The sequence below is a fragment of the Streptomyces roseicoloratus genome, assembly GCF_004117935.1.
Lineage (GTDB): Bacteria > Actinomycetota > Actinomycetes > Streptomycetales > Streptomycetaceae > Streptomyces > Streptomyces roseicoloratus.
Genome location: NZ_SDOY01000131.1, coordinates 97,064 through 114,503, shown reverse-complemented (window position 1 = coordinate 114,503; position 17,440 = coordinate 97,064). Strand labels below are relative to the sequence as shown.

Below are 17,440 nucleotides of genomic sequence, written 5' to 3'. Positions count from 1 at the left end.
TAGTACATCACCGGCGGTCGGTCATGCCCGGCAGGGCCCGAACCCCGTGCCTTGACGTCCAGGCCGTCCGTCCCTTCCGGATCCCGGCCGACCCGACGTCGTCCTACCGTGCGGACGCGCACGGGGGGTCGTACGGCAGCTGGGGGACGTAGCGGCTCCATTGCTGTTGGGTCAGGGCGCCGGAGCTTCCGGCGCAGACCCGGTTGATGGCGGACTCGACGTTCAGGTCCCACAGCGTGGCCACCCCGTCGTCGGTGGTGGCGGCCAGCGTGTGGCCGTCCGGGCTGAACGCGAGGACGGCGACGAACCCCGTCTCCACGGTCAGCGGGCGGCCGATCGGGTCGGGATTGTCGGGATCGGTGACGTTCCACAGGTGGATGGTGCCGTCGTCGGTGTGACCGGCCGCCGCGAGCGTGCGCCCGTCGGGGCTGAAGGCCACCGACCACAGGCTGCCGCCGGGCACCGTCAGCGGTGTGCCCCTGCGCGTGAGGCGGTGGGGGTCGGTGGCGTCCCACAGGGTGACGGTGCCGCGGCTGTTCCCGGTGGCGAGCGTGCGGCCGTCCGGGCTGAACGCCACCCAGGTGCTGGTGCCGGTCGGCTGCCGGATCGGCTGCCCGATCCGGGCCCCGGGCTCCGTCGTGCTCCACAGGCCGACCTCGCCGTTGCTGCCGTCGCCGCCGGCCGCCAGCATCGTGCCGTCGCGGCTGAACGCCAGGGACTGGACGGACCTCGTGCGCTCGTTGGAGATGCGGGACGAGGTGCCGGGGTGCGCGGGGTCGCTGACGTCCCACAGGGCGATGCCGCCGGACGCGTCGTCACCGGCCGCGGCCAGGGTGCGGCCGTCCGGGCTGAACGCCAGCGAGAAGATGAGACCGTCCGCCCCGGTGAGGGTCTCCCGGAGGCGGACGGGACGGCCGGGATCGGCGACGTTCCACAGCGTGACCGTGCCGCCGCTGTCACCCGCCGCCAGGGTGCGCCCGTCCGGACTGAACGCCACGGCGTTGACCGGCTCCTTGGGACCGGTGAGCGGATCACCGAGCGGAGCGGGGAAGTGTGGGTCGGCGGTGTTCCACAGCGAGACGGCCCCGTTCTGGTTCCCGGCGGCCAGGGTGCGCCCGTCCGGGCTGAACGCCACGGACGCCACGTTGCCGCCGGCGCCGATGATCCGGGTCGGCGGCAGGTGCCACAGATCGACGTTGCCGTCGCCGTTCCCGGCGGCGAGGGTGCGGCTGTCCGGGCTGAACACCACTCCGGTCACCGCGTCGCCGGGGCCGGTCAGCGGCCGGCCCAGCGGGACGATGGCCTTGGGGTGGCTGACGTTCCACAGATGGACGGTGTGGTCCGCGCTGCCGGCGGCCAGGGTGTGGCCGTCCGGGCTGAACGCCACCGACATGACGGGCTGAGCGGGGCCCGTCAGCGGCTTGCCCAGGGGGGTGGGGCGGCCGGGACCCGCGACCGTCCACAGGTGGACCTTGCTGTCGCCGGCTCCGGCGGCGAGCGTGCGGCTGTCCGGAGCGAACGCCAGGAAGTTGACGTCACGCCCGGCCGTGAGGGACCGCGCGCGACCGGGACGGGCCGGGTCGCTGGTGTCCCACAGGCGGATGGTGCCGGCGTCGTCGTCGCATGCGGCGGCCAGGGTACGGCCGTCGGGGCTGAACGCGATGCGGTGGGAGAAGACGTCGGGGCAGCCGAGGCTCAGGGGCGCCGGCAGCGGGTCGACGTCGTGGGGGCGGGTGACGTCCCACATGCTGACGAGTCCCGCGCGCCGTCCGGCGGCCAGGATGCGGCCGTCCGGGCTGAAGGCCAGCGATTCGACGGCGTACGCGGCGTCCCAGTCGCTGACGCCGGGGCTCTTCAGGCGGCCGAGCAGGACCGGGTGGCTGGGACTGGTCAGGCTCCACAGGTCGACGAATCCGCCGGAACCCGAGTCGCCCTTGTCGCTGGTGTGGCCGCCGACGGCCAGCACCCGCCCGTCCGGGCCGAACGCGAGCGACCGGATCCCGTTCACGGAACGGTCCACGGGCACGGGTCCGCCCAGCGCCACCGGACGGCCGGGATCGGAGACGTCCCACAGCCGGACGAGGTTGCCGTCGTGGTTCCCCGCCGCCAGCATGTGCCCGTCGGGGCTGTAGGCCACGGTCCCCACCCAGCCGGGCGGCCCTCCCGAAGGTCCGGGAAGCCGGGTGGCCAGCGGCGTGTTCTCGGTCGCGACGAGCCGGGACGCCGCTTCCTCGGACGGATCCATGCGGTAGGCGGTCAGCGCGAGTTGAGCGGACAGCGAGGGATCGGTCGACGCCAGTTGCACGGCCGCGGAGGTGACGGCGGCCGTGACCGCCTGGTCGCGGGCCTCCAGGGCCTCGTCGGCGGCCTTCCGCGCCTCGGCCTCCTGCCGCAGGGCGATCCCCGCGGCCAGCGAGGCGACCACCGCGAGGGCGGTGATCGTGGCGACGGCGGCGCGCCGGAGCCGTTGCGCGCGCCGCCGGTGGCGGCGGGAGGCCGCCAGGAAGGCCCGGGCGACGACGCTGAGTTCCGGCCCGTGCGTCGCGGCCCAGTCGAGTGCCGTCTCCAGACGGTTGCCGCGGTACAGCGCGGCCGCCTCCCGGTCGGTCTGCTCCCAGAGCCTGGCCGCCTCCTCCAGATCCTGTCGTACGAGGTTGCCGCCGCGGTCGTGCTCGATCCAGCCCCGCAGCCGGGGCCACGCCCGGATGAGCACCTCGTGCGTCATCACCACCGTGTCCTGTTCCCGGGTCAGCAGCCGGCCGTGGGTGAAGTCGTCCAGGACCGTGCCGGCCGCTTCCCGGTCCGGCGCGTCCCGCAGCAGTTCGTCGTACCGGACGCGCCGGCGGCTGTCGTCGGCGTCGCGCCCCACGATCACGAGCCGCAGGAACACCCACCGCGCGGCCTCCCGGCAGGGTGGCGGCAGCGTCTCGTAGAGCCTGTCGGCCGTGGTGGCGACGGCGCCCTGGATGCCGCCGGTGACCCGGTACCCGTCGACGGTGAGCGTGTGGCCGTGGCGCTGCTGCCAGGTGGCCCGCAGTGCGTGGGCGAGCAGCGGCAGCCGGCCCGTGGCGCTCGTCCCGACCGGTCCCCCGACCGCGCCCAGGTCCGCCAGCAGCACCTCCACCAGGCCGTCCTCGACGTCGAGCCCCACGCTGGCGGCCGGGCGCCGGATCGCGTCCTTGAGCTCGTCCTCCGTCATCGGCTCCAGCAGGACCGGCCCGGCCCGGAGCGCCGCTCTGAGCTGCGGATGGGCCGTGCACGCGGCGTAGAAGTCCGCGCGCACCCCCAGCACCACGACCGCACCGCCCTCGGGCCGGGCCAGCCGGTCCAGTACGTCGACGAACCACTGCCGTTCGGTCTCGTCGCCGCAGGCCGTGAAGAGCTCCTCGAACTGGTCGACCACGACCACCAGGCCCCCGGCGGGCGGCTCTTCCGAGGGCGTCGGACCGGTGGATCCGGCGGTCTCGCGCGGCTCGTCGGGGCGCTGTGCGGGGTCGGCGGACCCGACGGACCCGACGATCGAACGCGGCTCGTCGGGGCGCTGTGCGGGATCGGCCGACCCGACGATCGCGCGCAGCTCATCGAGTCGCGGTACGGGATCGGCGGACCCGACCACAGCGCGCGGCTCGTCGGGGCGCTGGGCGGAGTCGGCCGACCCGGCGATCGCGCGCAGCTCGTCGAGGCACCCTGCGGCGTCGGCGGACCCCGCGATCGCGCGCAGCTCTTCGAGGCACCGTTCGGGGTCGGCCCGCCACCGCGGTGCGGTGTTCCGGGCGGTCTCGGCGTCCAGCCCGGCGGCGGCCGCCAGCGCCAGGGCCGGGGAGGCCGTGGGGGTCAGCAGCAGTCGCGGCCAGGTGCTCGAACCCGCGACCGGGAGCCGGCCCTCGTCCAGGGCCGGCAGCACACCGGCCGCGAGCAGGGACGACTTCCCGGCCCCGGAGGGGCCGATCAGCACCAGCGGGCCGCCCTCGCGCATCCGGGCGTCCATCCGCTCGCACACGAGGTGCACCATGCGCTCACGGCCGTGGAACCACTGCTTGTACCCCTCGTCGAACGGGGCCAGTCCCGGGTACGGGCACGGCACCCGGTCGGCGCCGGGGCCCGGCACGGTGACGCGCCCCTCGTACCCGAAGCGGATGTGCATGTCGCCGGCGGACTGGAAGGAGCTGCCCCCTCCCGTCACGGTCGCCTTCAGGTCGATCGGCTGCCAGGGTGGCGGCCCTTCGGAGGGCGCCGCACCGGTGTCGCGTTCCGTCACTGCTGTCCGCCCCTGGTGACGGTCATGTCGCGCCCGGCCAGGAACGCGTCGCCACCGGTCACGTGTGCCTCCAGCGTCATCGAGCCCGTGATCTGCCGGTCCTGGCTTCCGGCCGCGTGCGGCTCCTCGCCGAACAGCGCGCGCAGTTCGTCGACGGCGTCCGGCCGGGTGGCCAGCAGCCGGACGATGCGGGCCTGCCACTCGGCGACCAGCAGCCCCTGGAGCTCCTGGCCGTCGCCCGTCTGCCGGGCCTGGATCAACTCGCCCCGCGCGTCGTCGAGTTCCTCCTCGACGCGCTCGGGATGCGCGGACCGCCACAGCGACAGGACCGAGGCCTTGACGGCGGCCCAGCCGTCCGTCGCCAGCAGATCGATCAGGCGCGCCGCGGCCACCGATGCCAGTCCGGCGAGTTCCACGCTCGTCTCCATGTCCTCGTCCTCTCCTCGTCGCTCAGCGTGCGTGGGCCGCGATCGCGGTCATGGTCAGATGGGAGGCGACGAAGACGCGGTCGCCGCCGACCGTCCACCGGAAACCCGCGTCCGGCTGCCCGGGGTCGCGGTATCTCCACCGGGCCCTGCCGGTGTCGGCGTCGATGGCCCACAGCGTCTTGGCGCTGTCCGTGGCGAAGACGGTGTCGGCCGAGCACTGCGCGCTCCTGCCGCCGATCCTCAGGGAGACGTTGAACAGGTTGGACATGCCCGATTCGCCGGCCCCGTCGAGCCTGGCGACCCACCGGAGCGCGCCGTCCGCCGTGGACAGGGCGACCAGGTCCCTGCCGACCCCCACGTACACGGTGGCACCGTCCAGGCTGGGGAACGGGGGGCCGATCCGCGCCGGGTCCCCGCTCTTCGCCTGGAAGAGCCGGTGCCACTTCTCACGGCCCGTGGCGGGGTCGACGGCGAACAGCGTTCCGCCGCCACCGCCGGCGAACAGGAACGTCCCGGCGGCGTGGCACGTCAGCGGCCAGCCGGGGCTGAAGTAGAACCCGTTGCCCTGAACGGACTTCTTCCAGCCGCGGGCGCCCTTACGGCCGGCGTCGATCATCTGGACGCGGCCGGACTTCGCGGCCGGAAGGGCCGAGGTGGCGAGCAGGTGAGGACCGGTGGGCGGTACGAGCACGTTGTTGATGTCCGTGCCCGTCACCCGCCAGAGCCCTTTGCCGGTGGCGGCGTCGAACGCGCGGATGTAGCCGGTCGTCGGGTCCTTGGCCGAGAACTTCCCGTCCAGCACGAGCAGGGTCCCGCACACGTAGACCGTGCTCCCCGCGGCCGCCACGTAGCGGCTCGAGTACAACGCCGTGTGCTTGCCGCCGCCGGGACCCGCGTCGGCCATCTCGGTCGCCCATTTCAGCTTGCCGTCGGCGGCGTCGAACGCCGCCAGGAGACTGTTCGCCTTCGGTGTCTCACAGAGCAGGTAGAACACGCCGTCCGCGTACGCCGTCGGGTACTGGAGGCTGGTCACGCCGGAGTCGTTGGTCGTGTCGAACCCGGAGAACGCGGTCTTCCCGGTCGCCGTGTTCAGGAAGGACGTGCCGGTGTTCGTGACCACCATGACCACCTTGTCGGTGGCTTCCAGACAGGTGGGGGCGTGCTTCGCCGTGCGCGACCAGGCCGGGACGGCGTCGGGTGCGGTCAGGACGACCGGTTCCGGTCCGTCCGCCGAGGACGGCGACGCGGAAGGAGCGGAGGTCGTCGCCGGCGCGCCGGACGGGGAGGCCGGCCGCGCGGTGGCGCCGGGTCCGCCGGCCCGGCCTCCGGCCGTCGGCGACGGGTCGCCGGAGAAGGCGAGTGCCGCCGCGGATCCGCCGAGCACGGCCGCGCCTCCCGCCAGCCCGATGATCAGCTTCCGGCGGCTGACACCTCTGTCGGCGGCGATCACCGGCGGCGGAAGCAGCAGGCCGGGGGCCGGGGGCGGGTCGCAAGGGGCGCTTTGGCCGCTTTGGGCACTGGGGCTCCCGCCGTGGGCGGCTTGGGCGGCGTGGTTTCCGCCTGGGGCGGCTTGGGCGGCTTGGCTTCCGCCTGGGGCGGCTTGGGCGGCTTGGCTTCCGCCTGGGGCGGCGTGGGCGGCTTGGCTTCCGCCTTGGGCGGCTGGGGCGGCGTGGGCGGCTCCGGCGCTGTGGTTGGCTGGGGCGGCGTGGGCATGGGTCTGTACGGATGCCGATCCGGCCGCCGCGGCGGCGGCAGCCATGTCGGCGGTCATGGACGGCGGCAGCCAACTTCCCTGCAGGGTGGGCAGGTTCTGACGTGCCAGATAGTCGACGAGCTGCTGCGCGGTGGGACGGTCGGGCGGTTCCGGGTACAGGCAGCCGCCGATCACCTCGCGGAGCGACACGGGCAGGGCACCCAGGTCCGGCTCGCCTCCGGAAGCAGCGAACAGCACGGTCGAACCGAGGTCGACCATGTCGTCCGTCGCTGCGGGTGCCGGACTGCCGGTGCCTCCCGCGATCCCCAGGGCGCTGACGCGGGGCCCGTCCATGGTGAGCAGCACCGAGTCCGGGCTCACCTCTCCGTGGACCGTTCCGGTCGCGTGGAGTGCGGCGAGCGCCCGGCCGAGGCCGTCGGCGAGGACCCGCAGAGCCGGTTCGGACAGCGGGCCGTGCCGGTCCACCGCATGCCGTAGCGGCAGCCCTGCGGTGAACTCGGTCGCCAGCCACGGAAGCGGCGCGTCGGAGTCGGCATCCACCACCGGCGCGAGGAAGGGGGCAGCGGCCGGCGTCCGTGCCGCCTCGACGGCGGCGCGGAACCGGTCCCGGAAGCCCGGGTCCGCGGCGAGTTCGCTTCGGACGACCGTGACCGTGACGAGTCGCCCCGCGTCCGTACGCGCCGTGAAGACGTCGTTCCCGCCGGCCGTTCCCTGCCGTTCGAGCAGCGCGTACGGCCCGATCCGGCGGGCGTCGTCCGCTCCGGGATGCTTCATCGTCGTCCGTCCCTCACGCCGGCCTGATCGTCTGGTCACGGGCCGCCATGTACGAGCTGCCGCCGCCGGTCACATGGGCCGTCATGGTCACCGACGGCGCCGGGCCGGCGGCCGGCGCGGCATCCGGAGGCTGCGCCGTGCCCGGCCCGGATCCGGCGGCGGGCCCGGCACCGGACAGCAGAGCGGCCACCGCGTCGCACAGGTGCGCCAGCCCGGCCGGCAGATGGGTCTCCGGAACGCGGAGGAACTGCAGGCGCCCCAGCTCCGCGATCTCGGCGGGCAGCGCCGAGGCGTCGGGCAGCATCGTCGCGTCACCCAGCAGGACCGGGACGACGCGGTTTCCCGCCCGGAGAGCCGTGGCGATCTCCAGGCGGACCCAGTCGTGGTCCCGGTCCAGCAGCCGGACGCCGTCCTCGCCGCGCGCGTCGAGCCACCCCGGCCCGATCAGGACGCACATGAGCTCGCACTCGGCGGCCTGCCGCCGCAGGATCTCGGCGAAATCGGCCCCGGGCGGAATCGACCGGCCCGACTTGAAGATCTCGTCGGCACCCAGGCGGTCGGACAGCTCGCGGTGGACGCGGTCTCGCATCCAACGGGAGTCCGCTTTGCGGAAGCTGAGAAAGACGCGCGGCACAAGTGCCCCCTCTCTGGCGGGACTTGACGTCAGGGATGGTGCTCACCATAGGGGCGGAACAGTCGCGCGGCTGCTATTCAGCGAGGATTGAATAGCAGCCGCAAGGCTCCGTACGCTGGCGGGTATGGACGCGGCGGACAGCACGGGAGGAAGGGTTCCGGCTCGGGCGGTCCGGGCGGGGGCCGGTCAAGCGCGGGAGGTTGCGGCGGGGGCCGGTCCGGCTCGGCCGGTTCCGGCAGCGGCGGATTCGCCGTGGAGATCGGCCGGTACCCGTCTGCCGCCGGGCGACTTCGGCGTCGTCCTGGCCACGCTGCGGGCGCGTCGGGGGTGGAGCGTGCGCGAGCTCGCCCGGCGGGCGAACGTCTCCGACGGGCAGATCTGCAACCTGGAGAGCGGACTGCGCAACCCCACGCCCGCCGTGGCGGCGGCCTGCGACGCGGCGTTCGGCGCGGGCGGGGAACTCGCCGAGCTGGCGGCGCCTCGGCGCAGGGGCGTCCCGGCCGAGGAGGTCGTCGAGGCCGGCCCGGTGGTCGCCGGATACGAGCGGGTCCTGCGCGAACTGAAGGACATCGGCAGGTCCACCGGGCCGAGGTTCGTCACCGCGTCACTGAAGTCGATCCTCCGGATCCTGACGGACGCCGGTCCGCTCGCCGTCGGCGAGGAGCGTGCCGAGATCTGGCGGCTGGCCTCGACGTTCGCCGAGTACACGGGCTGGATGGCACAGGAGGCGGGCAACCCCGCGGAGGCGTTGCGCTGGACGAACACCGCGGTCCGCTGGGGTGCGCGCGGCGGCGACGAGACGGTGGCCGCGTACGCCCTGGTCCGCAGGGCGTTCATCGCCCAGCACCGCGGTGACAGCGGTGCGGCGATCGGATTCGCCGACCAGGCGGCCGCGCACCCGGCGGCCGACCCGGTGATCCGCGCGCAGGCCGCGCGGCGCGCGGCGCAGGCGCATGCGCGGCGCGGCGACGCGGAGGCCTGCCGGGAGGCGCTGGCGCGGTTCGGAAGCCACACCGCCGAGGCCGTCGGCGGCCGGAGCCCTCACTGGGGTCCGCGGGCCGAGAACGGCAACCCTCGGCTCATCGCAGCGTCCTGCATGCTCAGCCTGGGTCGCTTCGAGCTCGCCGCCGACCTTTTCGACGCGGAGCTGAGCGCCGCCGGCCTTTCCACCACAGGCCTTTCCGCGGCCGAGCTCAGCGCCCCCAGCCTTTCCGCCGCCGACCTCTCCGCCCCGGGCCGTTCCGCCGCCGACCTCTCCGCCCCCGGCCGTTCCGCCGCCGGACTCGGCCTCGGGCCGGCCGTCCCGGCGGACAGCAACTCCCGGGCCCGCTTCGCGGTCCGGCAGGCGACGGCGCTCGCCGGTGTCGGCCGACTCGACGACGCCTGTCGGATCGTCGAGGCCACGCTGCCCGTGATCAGGCGCATCGACTCGGCCACCGTACGCGCCGAGCTGGGAGGTTTCGTGGCACAGGCGCGGACCCGAGGAGCCGACCGGGGCCGTCTCGCCCTCATCGACGCGTCGGCGGCCCTCGCGTTCGGCTGAGCCAGGCCGCGTGAGGTCCCACGGCGAGAGCCACCGACAAGCACCCCACGGAACGCGCTGCCGGGATGACCGTCACCGAGAGGCGCCGTCCAGAAACGCCGTCACCGACGCGACGAAGGCGGCCGGGTCGTCCAGCCAGGGGTAGTGCCCCGCCCCGGGCTGGACGCGGAGTACGGCGTGGGACACGAGACCCGCGAGTTCCGCCACGGCGCCCGGCGGACTGTTGAGGTCGAACTCCCCCGCGAGCAGCAGCACGGGGGCGGGCAGGGTGGCGAGCGCGGCACGGGTGGCGTGGATCCGGTCGGGCCCGAAGGCGCCGCCGGCGCCGAAGCCGGCGACGGCCTCGGGGTTGTCGGGGCGGCTCGCGACCTCGTGACGGCGGGCCGCCTCGTCCCAGCGGCCGTACCGGAAGGGTGCGACGGCCTCCCAGTCGGCGTCCGTGCCGCCGTTTCCGCTGTTGATCGCCCGCAGGGCGGCGAAGGCCGCCGGGAACCAGGGTTCGTGGGCGCGTCGGCGCGCGAGGCCGAGCCGGGCGTCGCCGGTGATGTCGACGCCGACGGCACGCAGGCCGGGCGTGACGAGGGCCAGGCGCGCCACGCGATGCGGATACCGGGCCGCGTACTGGGCGGCGATGTTCGCTCCGGCGGAGTGGCCGAGCAGGTCGACGCGTTCGAGACCGAGGTGGGCCCGCAGGGCCTCGATGTCGTCGACGAGGCGGTCGCAGCGGTAGCCGGCGGGGTCGGCGGGCCGCGGGGACCGGCCGGTGCCGCGCAGGTCGGGAAGGACCAGGGTGCGGTGGGTGGCGAGCCCGCCGAGGTCGCCGAGGTAGGCGGAGTCGGCGGGCCCGCCGGGGACGCAGAGGAGGGGGTCGCCGGAGCCGGCGAGGCGGTGGGCGAGGCGGGTGCCGTCGGGGGCGGTGAAGGTGGCGGAGGTGTGCGGAGCGGAGGCCATAACCCAGTCATACAACCTGGTTATAAGTCGTGTCGAGCCCCTGCCGGGAAGCCGGCGGGTCCGGGTATAACTGGGTTGTGACAACCGAGCGGGAGACAACGGGCAGCGGCGCCGGACGCACGTCCGCGGCGACGGCGGATGCGTGGGCCGCCGGGCGGACGCCCGAGGAGATGACCGAGGAGCAGGCCGCGCGGATGTTCGCGGGGATGAACGAGATCATCCGCGCGGGCGAGGAGATGCGGCACCTGCGCGCCGAGATGATCCGACTCCTCGCCGGCGCCGGCTGGACCCAGGAGCGGCTGGCCCGGCTGGCCGGGATGAGCCAGCCGGCGGTGTCCAAGCAGGTGACCAGGGCGTCGGCCGGGGAGGACGCGCCGCCGGCGGCGGACGCGTCACTGGACCAGTGGGACACACCCTGGCTGGAAGGGCGGTTGTGGGGCCTGGCCGAGGAACTCTCGGCGGCGCTCGACGACGGCGCCCATTGCTCGCGCCTGGTGCACGCGCTGGCCCGGGGCCGGAAGCGGTTCACGCCGCAGAACGTGGACGCGCTGCGACGCCTGATGGAGGAGGACCTGCGGGAGTACGGGGCGGAGCCGCCGTTCGCGGCGTACCGGAACACGTACGACCGGATCGCACGCGGCCTCGACGTCCTGGCGACGGCGGGCCGGGGCGCGGAGGCGGTCCCGGCATCGCGACGCCGGGCACTGGCCTGCCAGATCCAGCGCGTACGCCTGCACGAAGCACCGACAGCAAGCTGACCCCCATACGCCCCACCGAGCACCGGTGGACACCGACAGCCGCCGACGGGCGCCGACGGGCGCCGACGGGCAGGCACCGACAGGCACCGACGGGCGCCGACGGGCGGGCAGGCACCGACAGGCAAGCACCGATAAGCACCAACAGGCACCAACAGGCACCGCAATACACCAATAAACCCCCGTACGGGCGTGGCGCGATTGCCGCAAAGCGGACGACGAAGGACGATTGAGGCATGTTCAGCGGCGCGCACGTGATCCTTTACAGCCGGGACGCCGAGGCGGACCGCACCTTCCTCAAGGACGTCCTGGGCTTCGCGCACGTCGACGCGGGGCGGGGGTGGCTCATCTTCGAGCTGCCGCCGGCCGAGATCGCCATGCACCCCACGGACGGCGAACCCCGCAGCGAGGTCTACCTGATGTGCGACGACATCGCGGAGACCCTGAAGGCGCTGGAGGACCGCGGGGCCGAGGTCTCACGGCCCGTCAGCGACCAGGGCTGGGGACTGGTCGGGGCCGTACGGCTGCCGAGCGGAACCGAACTTCCGCTCTACCAGCCGCACCACCCGGTGGCGCACAGCCTGTCACCGTGAGCCCGTCACTCTGATGGCCTACCCCACCGCAAGGCGCATCTCATATCTGAGATAACGTGACGGCATGGCAGACGACTACCTCGTACGCATCGGCAAGCTCATCCGTGACGCCCGCCAGCACCGTGGCTGGACCCAGACGCAGCTGGCCGACGCCCTCGGCACCAGCCAGAGCGCCGTCAACCGGATCGAGCGCGGCAACCAGAACATCAGCCTTGAGATGATCGCCCGCATCGGCGAGGCGCTCGACAGCGAGATCGTGTCTCTCGGTTACGCCGGCCCGATGCACCTGCGCGTCGTCGGCCGCCGCCGCCTGTCCGGTGCCATCGACGTCAAGACCAGCAAGAACGCCTGCGTGGCCCTCCTGTGCGCGTCCCTCCTCAACAAGGGCCGTACGGTGCTGCGCCGGGTGGCCCGCATCGAAGAGGTCTTCCGCCTGCTGGAGGTCCTCAACTCCATCGGCGTCCGGACCCGTTGGATCAACGAGGGCGTGGACCTGGAGATCGTGCCGCCGGCGGAGCTGGACATGGAGTCCATCGACGCCGAGGCCGCGATCCGCACCCGCTCCATCATCATGTTCCTGGGCCCGCTGCTGCACCGCCTGGACCGCTTCAAGCTGCCGTACGCCGGCGGCTGCGACCTCGGCACCCGCACCATCGAGCCGCACATGATCGCGCTGCGCCGCTTCGGCCTGGACATCACCGCCACCGAGGGTCTCTACCACGCCCAGGTCGAGCAGTCCGTGGCCCCCGACCGCCCGATCGTCCTGACCGAGCGCGGCGACACGGTGACCGAGAACGCCCTACTGGCCGCCGCCCGCCACGACGGCGTGACGGTCATCCGCAACGCCTCGTCCAACTACATGGTCCAGGACCTGTGCTTCTTCCTGGAGGCGCTGGGCGTACGGGTCGAGGGCATCGGCACGACCACGCTCACCGTGCACGGCGTCCCGGACATCGACGCGGACGTCGACTACTCGCCCTCCGAGGACCCGGTCGAGGCGATGAGCCTGCTGGCGGCCGCGGTGGTCACGGAGTCCGAGCTGACCATCCGCCGGGTCCCGATCGAGTTCATGGAGATCGAGCTCGCGGTCCTGGAGGAGATGGGCCTGGACCACGACCGCTCCCCCGAGTACCCGGCGGACAACGGCCGCACCCGCCTGGTCGACCTGACGGTCCGCCCCTCCAAGCTGGAGGCGCCGATCGACAAGATCCACCCGATGCCCTTCCCGGGCCTCAACATCGACAACGTCCCCTTCTTCGCGGCCATCGCGGCCACGGCGCAGGGCAAGACCCTGATCCACGACTGGGTCTACGACAACCGCGCCATCTACCTCACCGACCTCAACCGCCTCGGCGGCCGCCTCCAGCTCCTGGACCCCCACCGCGTCCTGGTGGAGGGCCCCACCCGCTGGCGCGCCGCCGAAATGATGTGCCCCCCGGCCCTGCGCCCGGCGGTGGTCGTCCTGCTGGCGATGATGGCGGCGGAGGGCACGTCGGTCCTGCGCAACGTGTACGTCATCAACCGCGGCTACGAGGACCTGGCGGAACGCCTGAACTCGGTGGGCGCGCAGATCGAGATCTTCAGGGACATCTGACCCGCGAAAGCAACACTGCCGCATCCCTCCGACCTGTGCGAGACCGGGCAGAGGGGTGCGGCAGTGAGCCTTTTCCAACCTGGGGTAAGGCGCGGCGAGGTGGCCTCAATGGCCGTACTTCGCATGCCTTATGCACCTTCGGTATCCAGGCGCTCCGCGGACTGGAGCAGGTACTCAGGCAGTTTTGAACTCGCCGCCAACACCTCGACACCGATGAGGCGGCCGTGTTCGTCGAAGTCGAGGTTGATCATGCCGTCGACGTCCACCGGATCGCAGGGGTACGTGTGCGTGGACTTCACGCGCGTCTGCGGTTCGGTGAAGTACACGTACGCCGCATTCGCAGTCTTGTCGTAGGTGACCCTGAGGTCTGCCACAGTGCGCTGGCTCCCTTGGTGTAATCGACGTCGGTACTGCCCTGGTCCGTACTGCGGGCTTCGCCGACGTCATGCTGACATGGCGAACTGCAAGATCAGGACGGCCTTGACGATGTCGGTGACGCGGGTAGTGCTGCAACGGAGTTTCCGCAGGAGCCGCCAGCTCTTGAGGGTGGCGTTGGCCTGCTCGCGACACGGCTCGGATCCTGGCGTGGGAGGTGTTCACGGCCTGCTTCCCGGCCGGGATCGCGCTCCAGCCGCCCCGGTAGGGCACGCGGATCGTGCCCCGGGCTCCTTAGCCTCGCGCTTTCAGGGCCGTCTCCAAGGTCCCGCCCGCCGCGTGGACGACGGCCGTCGAGCCGGACGGAGAGATCCGCGACGGCGTTTGGGTCGCCGAACCCCGACGGCGACGGGCTCAAGGGCTGGCCGGAGGGACTGCGTCTGATCGTCCGCAAGGAACGGCCCCATTCCGGCGGGGTGGTACCGGTGACGGTGGAACACGTACACCATCAGCTACGGCAGCGTTGGAGACCGCCCTGTCGTCGGCGACTGGGACGGCGACGGCACCACCGGGGTCCGGAGTCCCTCGGCCACGATGTTCCACCTGAACGACTCCCACGGCGACAACGTCGCCGACCGCTCCTTCGTCTTCGGCACGACAGACGCCAAGCCCGTCTCGGGCAACTGGGACAACTTCTGACGCAGGACGCGGAATCCGGCGGGCGGTGGTGGGTTCACCGCCCCCGCCGGGCGTTTCGCCAAGGTGGTGGGGAAGCATGCGCCGCGCCAGCGCGGCGATCTCGGCCAGTAGTTCCGTGGGCTGCTGGTTCAGGTCGACGGCGTGCTGGTGGAGGACGGTTCCGGCGTGGCGGACGTGGTGGCTGGTGTGCGGGGCGTTGCCCTTCGCGTAGACCAGGTGTCCTTCGGGCAGACCCAGGGCCGTGCAGTAGGCGAGGAGTTGGTACAGGTCCGCGTTCGGGAATCCCTGTTTTCGGCGGGCCTTGTACTTGGCGTCCGCGACGATCTCCGGTGCGCCGGCTTCTCCGTACCAGACGAAGTCGGGGCGCAGGCGAATGGATGCGCCTTCGTCCATGTGGAGGTTCCGTGCCTGGAGGACGCTGCGGCCGCCGAAGGCGCGCATCGCTTCCCGCAGGGCCGTGCAGACGAAGTCCTCGTAGACGCCGTTCATGTCGAAGAGGAATCCGTCCATGCGCAGCCCACCGGGCAGGTGCTCCGACGACGAGCCCCGCAGCACCGTCTCGGCGAGGTGGAGTGCCGGGTGGTAGCGGGCGTTGAGGCGGGTCGGGCGCCAGGCCGGGAGTGTCCGGCCTGGCGGGAGCGGGGTGACGTCCGCCAGCCGGGATCGCTGGTGCGTCAGGCGTGTCCGGACGGTCCGGGGGACGGCAGGAAGGCGCAGGAGGCGGTCGACGGCTGTGCGGAGGATGCGGTTCTCGGTGGTGTCCGTCGTGAATTCGTCGTACGTCACCTCCGCGGGCACGGGCATGCCGAACCGGCGGCGGATCTGTTCGGACTCACGGAGCCGACCGCGTACGACAGGGGACGACTCCTCGGCCGTCCGGTAGCCCTGGAGCAGGCCCTGCCGCAGTGCGCGGTCGATCCGGCGCTCGACGGCGTGGGCGAACGCCGGGAGGAGGTCGTCGTGCGCGGCCAGCTCCACGGTGCCGTCCCACCAGCCCCGGGGGTCGCTGCTGTAGCCGAGCAGGAAGAGGAGGCGGGCGATCGGCACCTTGGGGGTGATCCGCACCGTGACGCCTTCGCCGCCGGGGACGGTGAGTGTGACGGCGCCCACCCTGCTGCCGGCGCGCAGTCGCCAGGTGCCCGGCTCGTAGGGGTCGGGCCCGGCCTCTTCCAGGATTCTGGAGGCGGCCAGTGCGCGGCCCACGGCGTCGTGGAGCCGGACCGAGCGCGCGGGTCCGTGTTCGACGAGCGGGATGTCGGGGGTCACTGCGCGTCGGTCCCGTCGCCGGGTTCGGGCGAGGTGGTGCGTGCCGCGAGCGCCCTGCGGAGTGCCGGCAGGCCGTAGCGGCCTTCGATGTCCATGCCTTCGCCGTAGTGGTGCTCCTCCAGGAGCGGGAGGATCTTGGTCCGCCAGGTCCGTTCCAGTCCGCCCTCGCGGTAGACGCCGGGCTTCATCAGGTACGACGGTCCGATCTTGAAGTCGGGGTCGTCGATGCGGGCGTTGAGGGCGTCGAGCAGGTCCGCGGGTTCGGGGTCCTTCTCCTCGGCCTCCAGCCAGGAACGCAGCAGCGCTCGGGTCGGATCGATGCGCGGGGACAGCTCGACGAACGCGAAGCGCCGGCGCATCGCCGCGTCGACGAGGGCGATCGAGCGGTCGGCCGTGTTCATGGTGCCGATGACGAAGAGGTTGCGGGGCAGGGAGAAGTCCTCGTCCGAGTAGGTCAGCCGCACCGACCGGTCGCGGTATTCGAGGAGGAAGTACAGCTCTCCGAAGACCTTGGCGAGGTTGGCCCGGTTGATCTCGTCGATGACGAGGAAGTGCGGGATGTGCCGGTTGCCTTGCCTGCGGGCCAGTTCGGCGAACTCCCGCAGGGGGCCGGCCGTGAGCCGGAAGGCGACCTCGTGCGTATCGGGGTCCTCGCGGGGGCGGAAGCCCTCGAAGAAGTCCTCGTAGGAGTACGACGGGTGGAACTGGACCAGTTCGACTTGCTCCGGCCCGCCGCCGAAGAACGCGGCGAGCTCCTGGGCGAGGAAGGTCTTGCCCGTCCCGGGAGGGCCGTAGAAGATCAGCTGCTTCTCGTCGTGGAGCAGTTGCCTGATCTCCTGCAGCCATGCGAGGTGGTGCACGTGGAGCTCCTTCCGCAGCTCCTCGGTGGGCTCGGGCAGCTCGACGTCGCGGCGGGCGGTGACCGCCAGGGGTTCGGCGCTGATCACGGAGCCGTCGGCCAGGGCTTCCTCCACCAGCTCCTCGTCGCTGACCCCGAGGCCGTCGACGATGGCCTTGACGGTGGTGAGGTCGACCACGTCGTGGCGCAGCGCAAGCTTCTGACGCAGTTCCTGCGGAAGCTCGTTCAGCGGAAAGCCGTCGCGCCCCCACTCCACGGGGCGCCAGAGGACGCGGCTTCCGTCGTCGGCGACGAGGTGCTCGACGTTGCCGGTGATCTTGCCGGTGTGGAGCCGGCCGTCGGAGAGCGCGCACACCGTGTCGCCCGGGCGCATCCTCGAGAGGAAGGCGTGCAGCTCCTCGACGAGCTGCGGCTTCTCGGTGTACGTCGCCGTCGACCCGTAGTCCTCGTCGACGAAGGTGCGCAGCTGTTCCTTGCTGATGCCCTGGGTGGCGAGCGGGCGCAGGTGGGCGGCGGTCAGGGACACCCGGCCTTCGGGGAGCCACGCGCGCCGGAACAGGTCGGGGCCGGCCGAGTGCGGCCCCCGCACCAGCCAGGCGCGGCTGGGACCCGACCACACCTGGCCGAGGAAGTCGGCGAGCGGCCGGCCGTCCTCGGTCTTCCACTCCATCCACCCGTTGGAGCTGCGGCCCAGGAGGATCTCCCCCGCTGCGGAGGGTGAGTTGCACTCCACGTCCTCGACCACTTCGAGCCAGCCCGGCCACGTGGAGGTTTCGCGTATCACCCCGTCCGCGATGAGCCGTTCGCGCAGCCGGTGCGAGGAAGGCGTCTTCTCCGGGAACGACGGGACGACGTCGGGTCGCGCCGGGGAGCCCGCGAGCACCACCATCTTCTGGCTGCCGTTGGTCCCGCTCTCGGACAGCAGCCGGCCTCTGGCCGTGGGTCCGCCGTACGGAAGGCGCAGCTGGAACTCCGGGTACGAATCGAGCATCGGTGT

12 protein-coding genes and 2 pseudogenes are annotated in these 17,440 nt (G+C 72.7%); 5 read left to right on the top strand and 9 right to left on the bottom strand.

Translation table 11 applies throughout. The annotated features are described in order from the left end of the window. Positions 1-103 precede the first annotated feature (103 nt). The 4 genes from ESG85_RS19665 to ESG85_RS19650 are packed head-to-tail and all read right to left on the bottom strand — an operon-like array spanning position 104 to position 7,808. Complete coding sequence (locus ESG85_RS19665) at positions 104-4,258, bottom strand: WD40 repeat domain-containing protein (RefSeq protein WP_128981016.1); 4,155 nt, start codon at positions 4,256-4,258, stop codon at positions 104-106. Further along, entirely contained in the window at positions 4,255-4,686 is a 432-nt protein-coding gene (locus tag ESG85_RS19660; RefSeq protein ID WP_128981014.1) for a hypothetical protein, read from the bottom strand. The genes ESG85_RS19665 and ESG85_RS19660 overlap by 4 nt, the downstream gene beginning before the upstream one ends. A gap of 22 nt (positions 4,687-4,708) precedes the next feature. Then, positions 4,709-7,174, bottom strand: coding sequence for an outer membrane protein assembly factor BamB family protein (locus ESG85_RS19655; RefSeq protein ID WP_128981012.1), 2,466 nt, complete (start codon positions 7,172-7,174; stop codon positions 4,709-4,711). 13 nt (positions 7,175-7,187) lie between these two features. Continuing rightward, on the bottom strand, positions 7,188-7,808 hold the full coding sequence (locus ESG85_RS19650) for a toll/interleukin-1 receptor domain-containing protein (RefSeq protein WP_128981009.1): 621 nt from the start codon (positions 7,806-7,808) through the stop codon (positions 7,188-7,190). 274 nt (positions 7,809-8,082) lie between these two features. Here ESG85_RS19650 and ESG85_RS19645 point away from each other — a divergent pair, with 274 nt between their 5' ends. Next, positions 8,083-9,351, top strand: coding sequence for a helix-turn-helix domain-containing protein (locus tag ESG85_RS19645; RefSeq protein ID WP_128981192.1), 1,269 nt, complete (start codon positions 8,083-8,085; stop codon positions 9,349-9,351). Between the two features lie 72 nt (positions 9,352-9,423). Here the strand turns inward: ESG85_RS19645 and ESG85_RS19640 are convergent, their stop codons facing one another. After that, entirely contained in the window at positions 9,424-10,302 is an 879-nt protein-coding gene (locus ESG85_RS19640) for an alpha/beta fold hydrolase (protein WP_128981007.1), read from the bottom strand. Positions 10,303-10,472: 170 nt separating this feature from the next. Here ESG85_RS19640 and ESG85_RS19635 point away from each other — a divergent pair, with 170 nt between their 5' ends. The 3 genes from ESG85_RS19635 to ESG85_RS19625 all read left to right on the top strand — a co-directional run bounded on the left by ESG85_RS19635 (position 10,473) and on the right by ESG85_RS19625 (position 13,244). Continuing rightward, positions 10,473-11,060, top strand: a complete 588-nt coding sequence (locus ESG85_RS19635; protein ID WP_128981005.1) for a sigma-70 family RNA polymerase sigma factor — start codon at positions 10,473-10,475, stop codon at positions 11,058-11,060. Between the two features lie 233 nt (positions 11,061-11,293). After that, positions 11,294-11,650, top strand: a complete 357-nt coding sequence (locus tag ESG85_RS19630) for a VOC family protein (protein ID WP_128981003.1) — start codon at positions 11,294-11,296, stop codon at positions 11,648-11,650. A 64-nt stretch (positions 11,651-11,714) separates the two neighbouring features. Further along, on the top strand, positions 11,715-13,244 hold the full coding sequence (locus ESG85_RS19625) for a helix-turn-helix domain-containing protein (RefSeq protein ID WP_128981001.1): 1,530 nt from the start codon (positions 11,715-11,717) through the stop codon (positions 13,242-13,244). 128 nt (positions 13,245-13,372) lie between these two features. Here ESG85_RS19625 and ESG85_RS19620 read toward each other — a convergent pair whose 3' ends face one another. Both ESG85_RS19620 and ESG85_RS19615 read right to left on the bottom strand, forming a co-directional pair. After that, on the bottom strand, positions 13,373-13,618 hold the full coding sequence (locus ESG85_RS19620) for a DUF2283 domain-containing protein (RefSeq protein WP_128980999.1): 246 nt from the start codon (positions 13,616-13,618) through the stop codon (positions 13,373-13,375). A 69-nt stretch (positions 13,619-13,687) separates the two neighbouring features. Continuing rightward, a pseudogene (locus ESG85_RS19615) lies at positions 13,688-13,913 on the bottom strand (transposase family protein); the annotation flags it as partial. 22 nt (positions 13,914-13,935) lie between these two features. On the opposite strand from ESG85_RS19615, the pseudogene ESG85_RS36020 reads away from it, so the two are divergent. Next, positions 13,936-14,110, top strand: a pseudogene (locus tag ESG85_RS36020) (IS1380 family transposase); the annotation flags it as partial. Here the strand turns inward: ESG85_RS36020 and ESG85_RS19605 are convergent. Together ESG85_RS19605 and ESG85_RS19600 are read right to left on the bottom strand one after the other, a co-directional pair. Then, on the bottom strand, positions 14,034-15,521 hold the full coding sequence (locus ESG85_RS19605; protein ID WP_342781367.1) for an McrC family protein: 1,488 nt from the start codon (positions 15,519-15,521) through the stop codon (positions 14,034-14,036). The pseudogene ESG85_RS36020 and the gene ESG85_RS19605 sit on opposite strands and share 77 nt — an antisense overlap. Positions 15,522-15,580: 59 nt before the next feature. Next, positions 15,581-17,434: a DUF4357 domain-containing protein gene (locus ESG85_RS19600; protein WP_128980995.1), complete on the bottom strand. Its 1,854-nt coding sequence runs from the start codon at positions 17,432-17,434 to the stop codon at positions 15,581-15,583. Between the last annotated feature and the right edge of the window lie 6 nt (positions 17,435-17,440).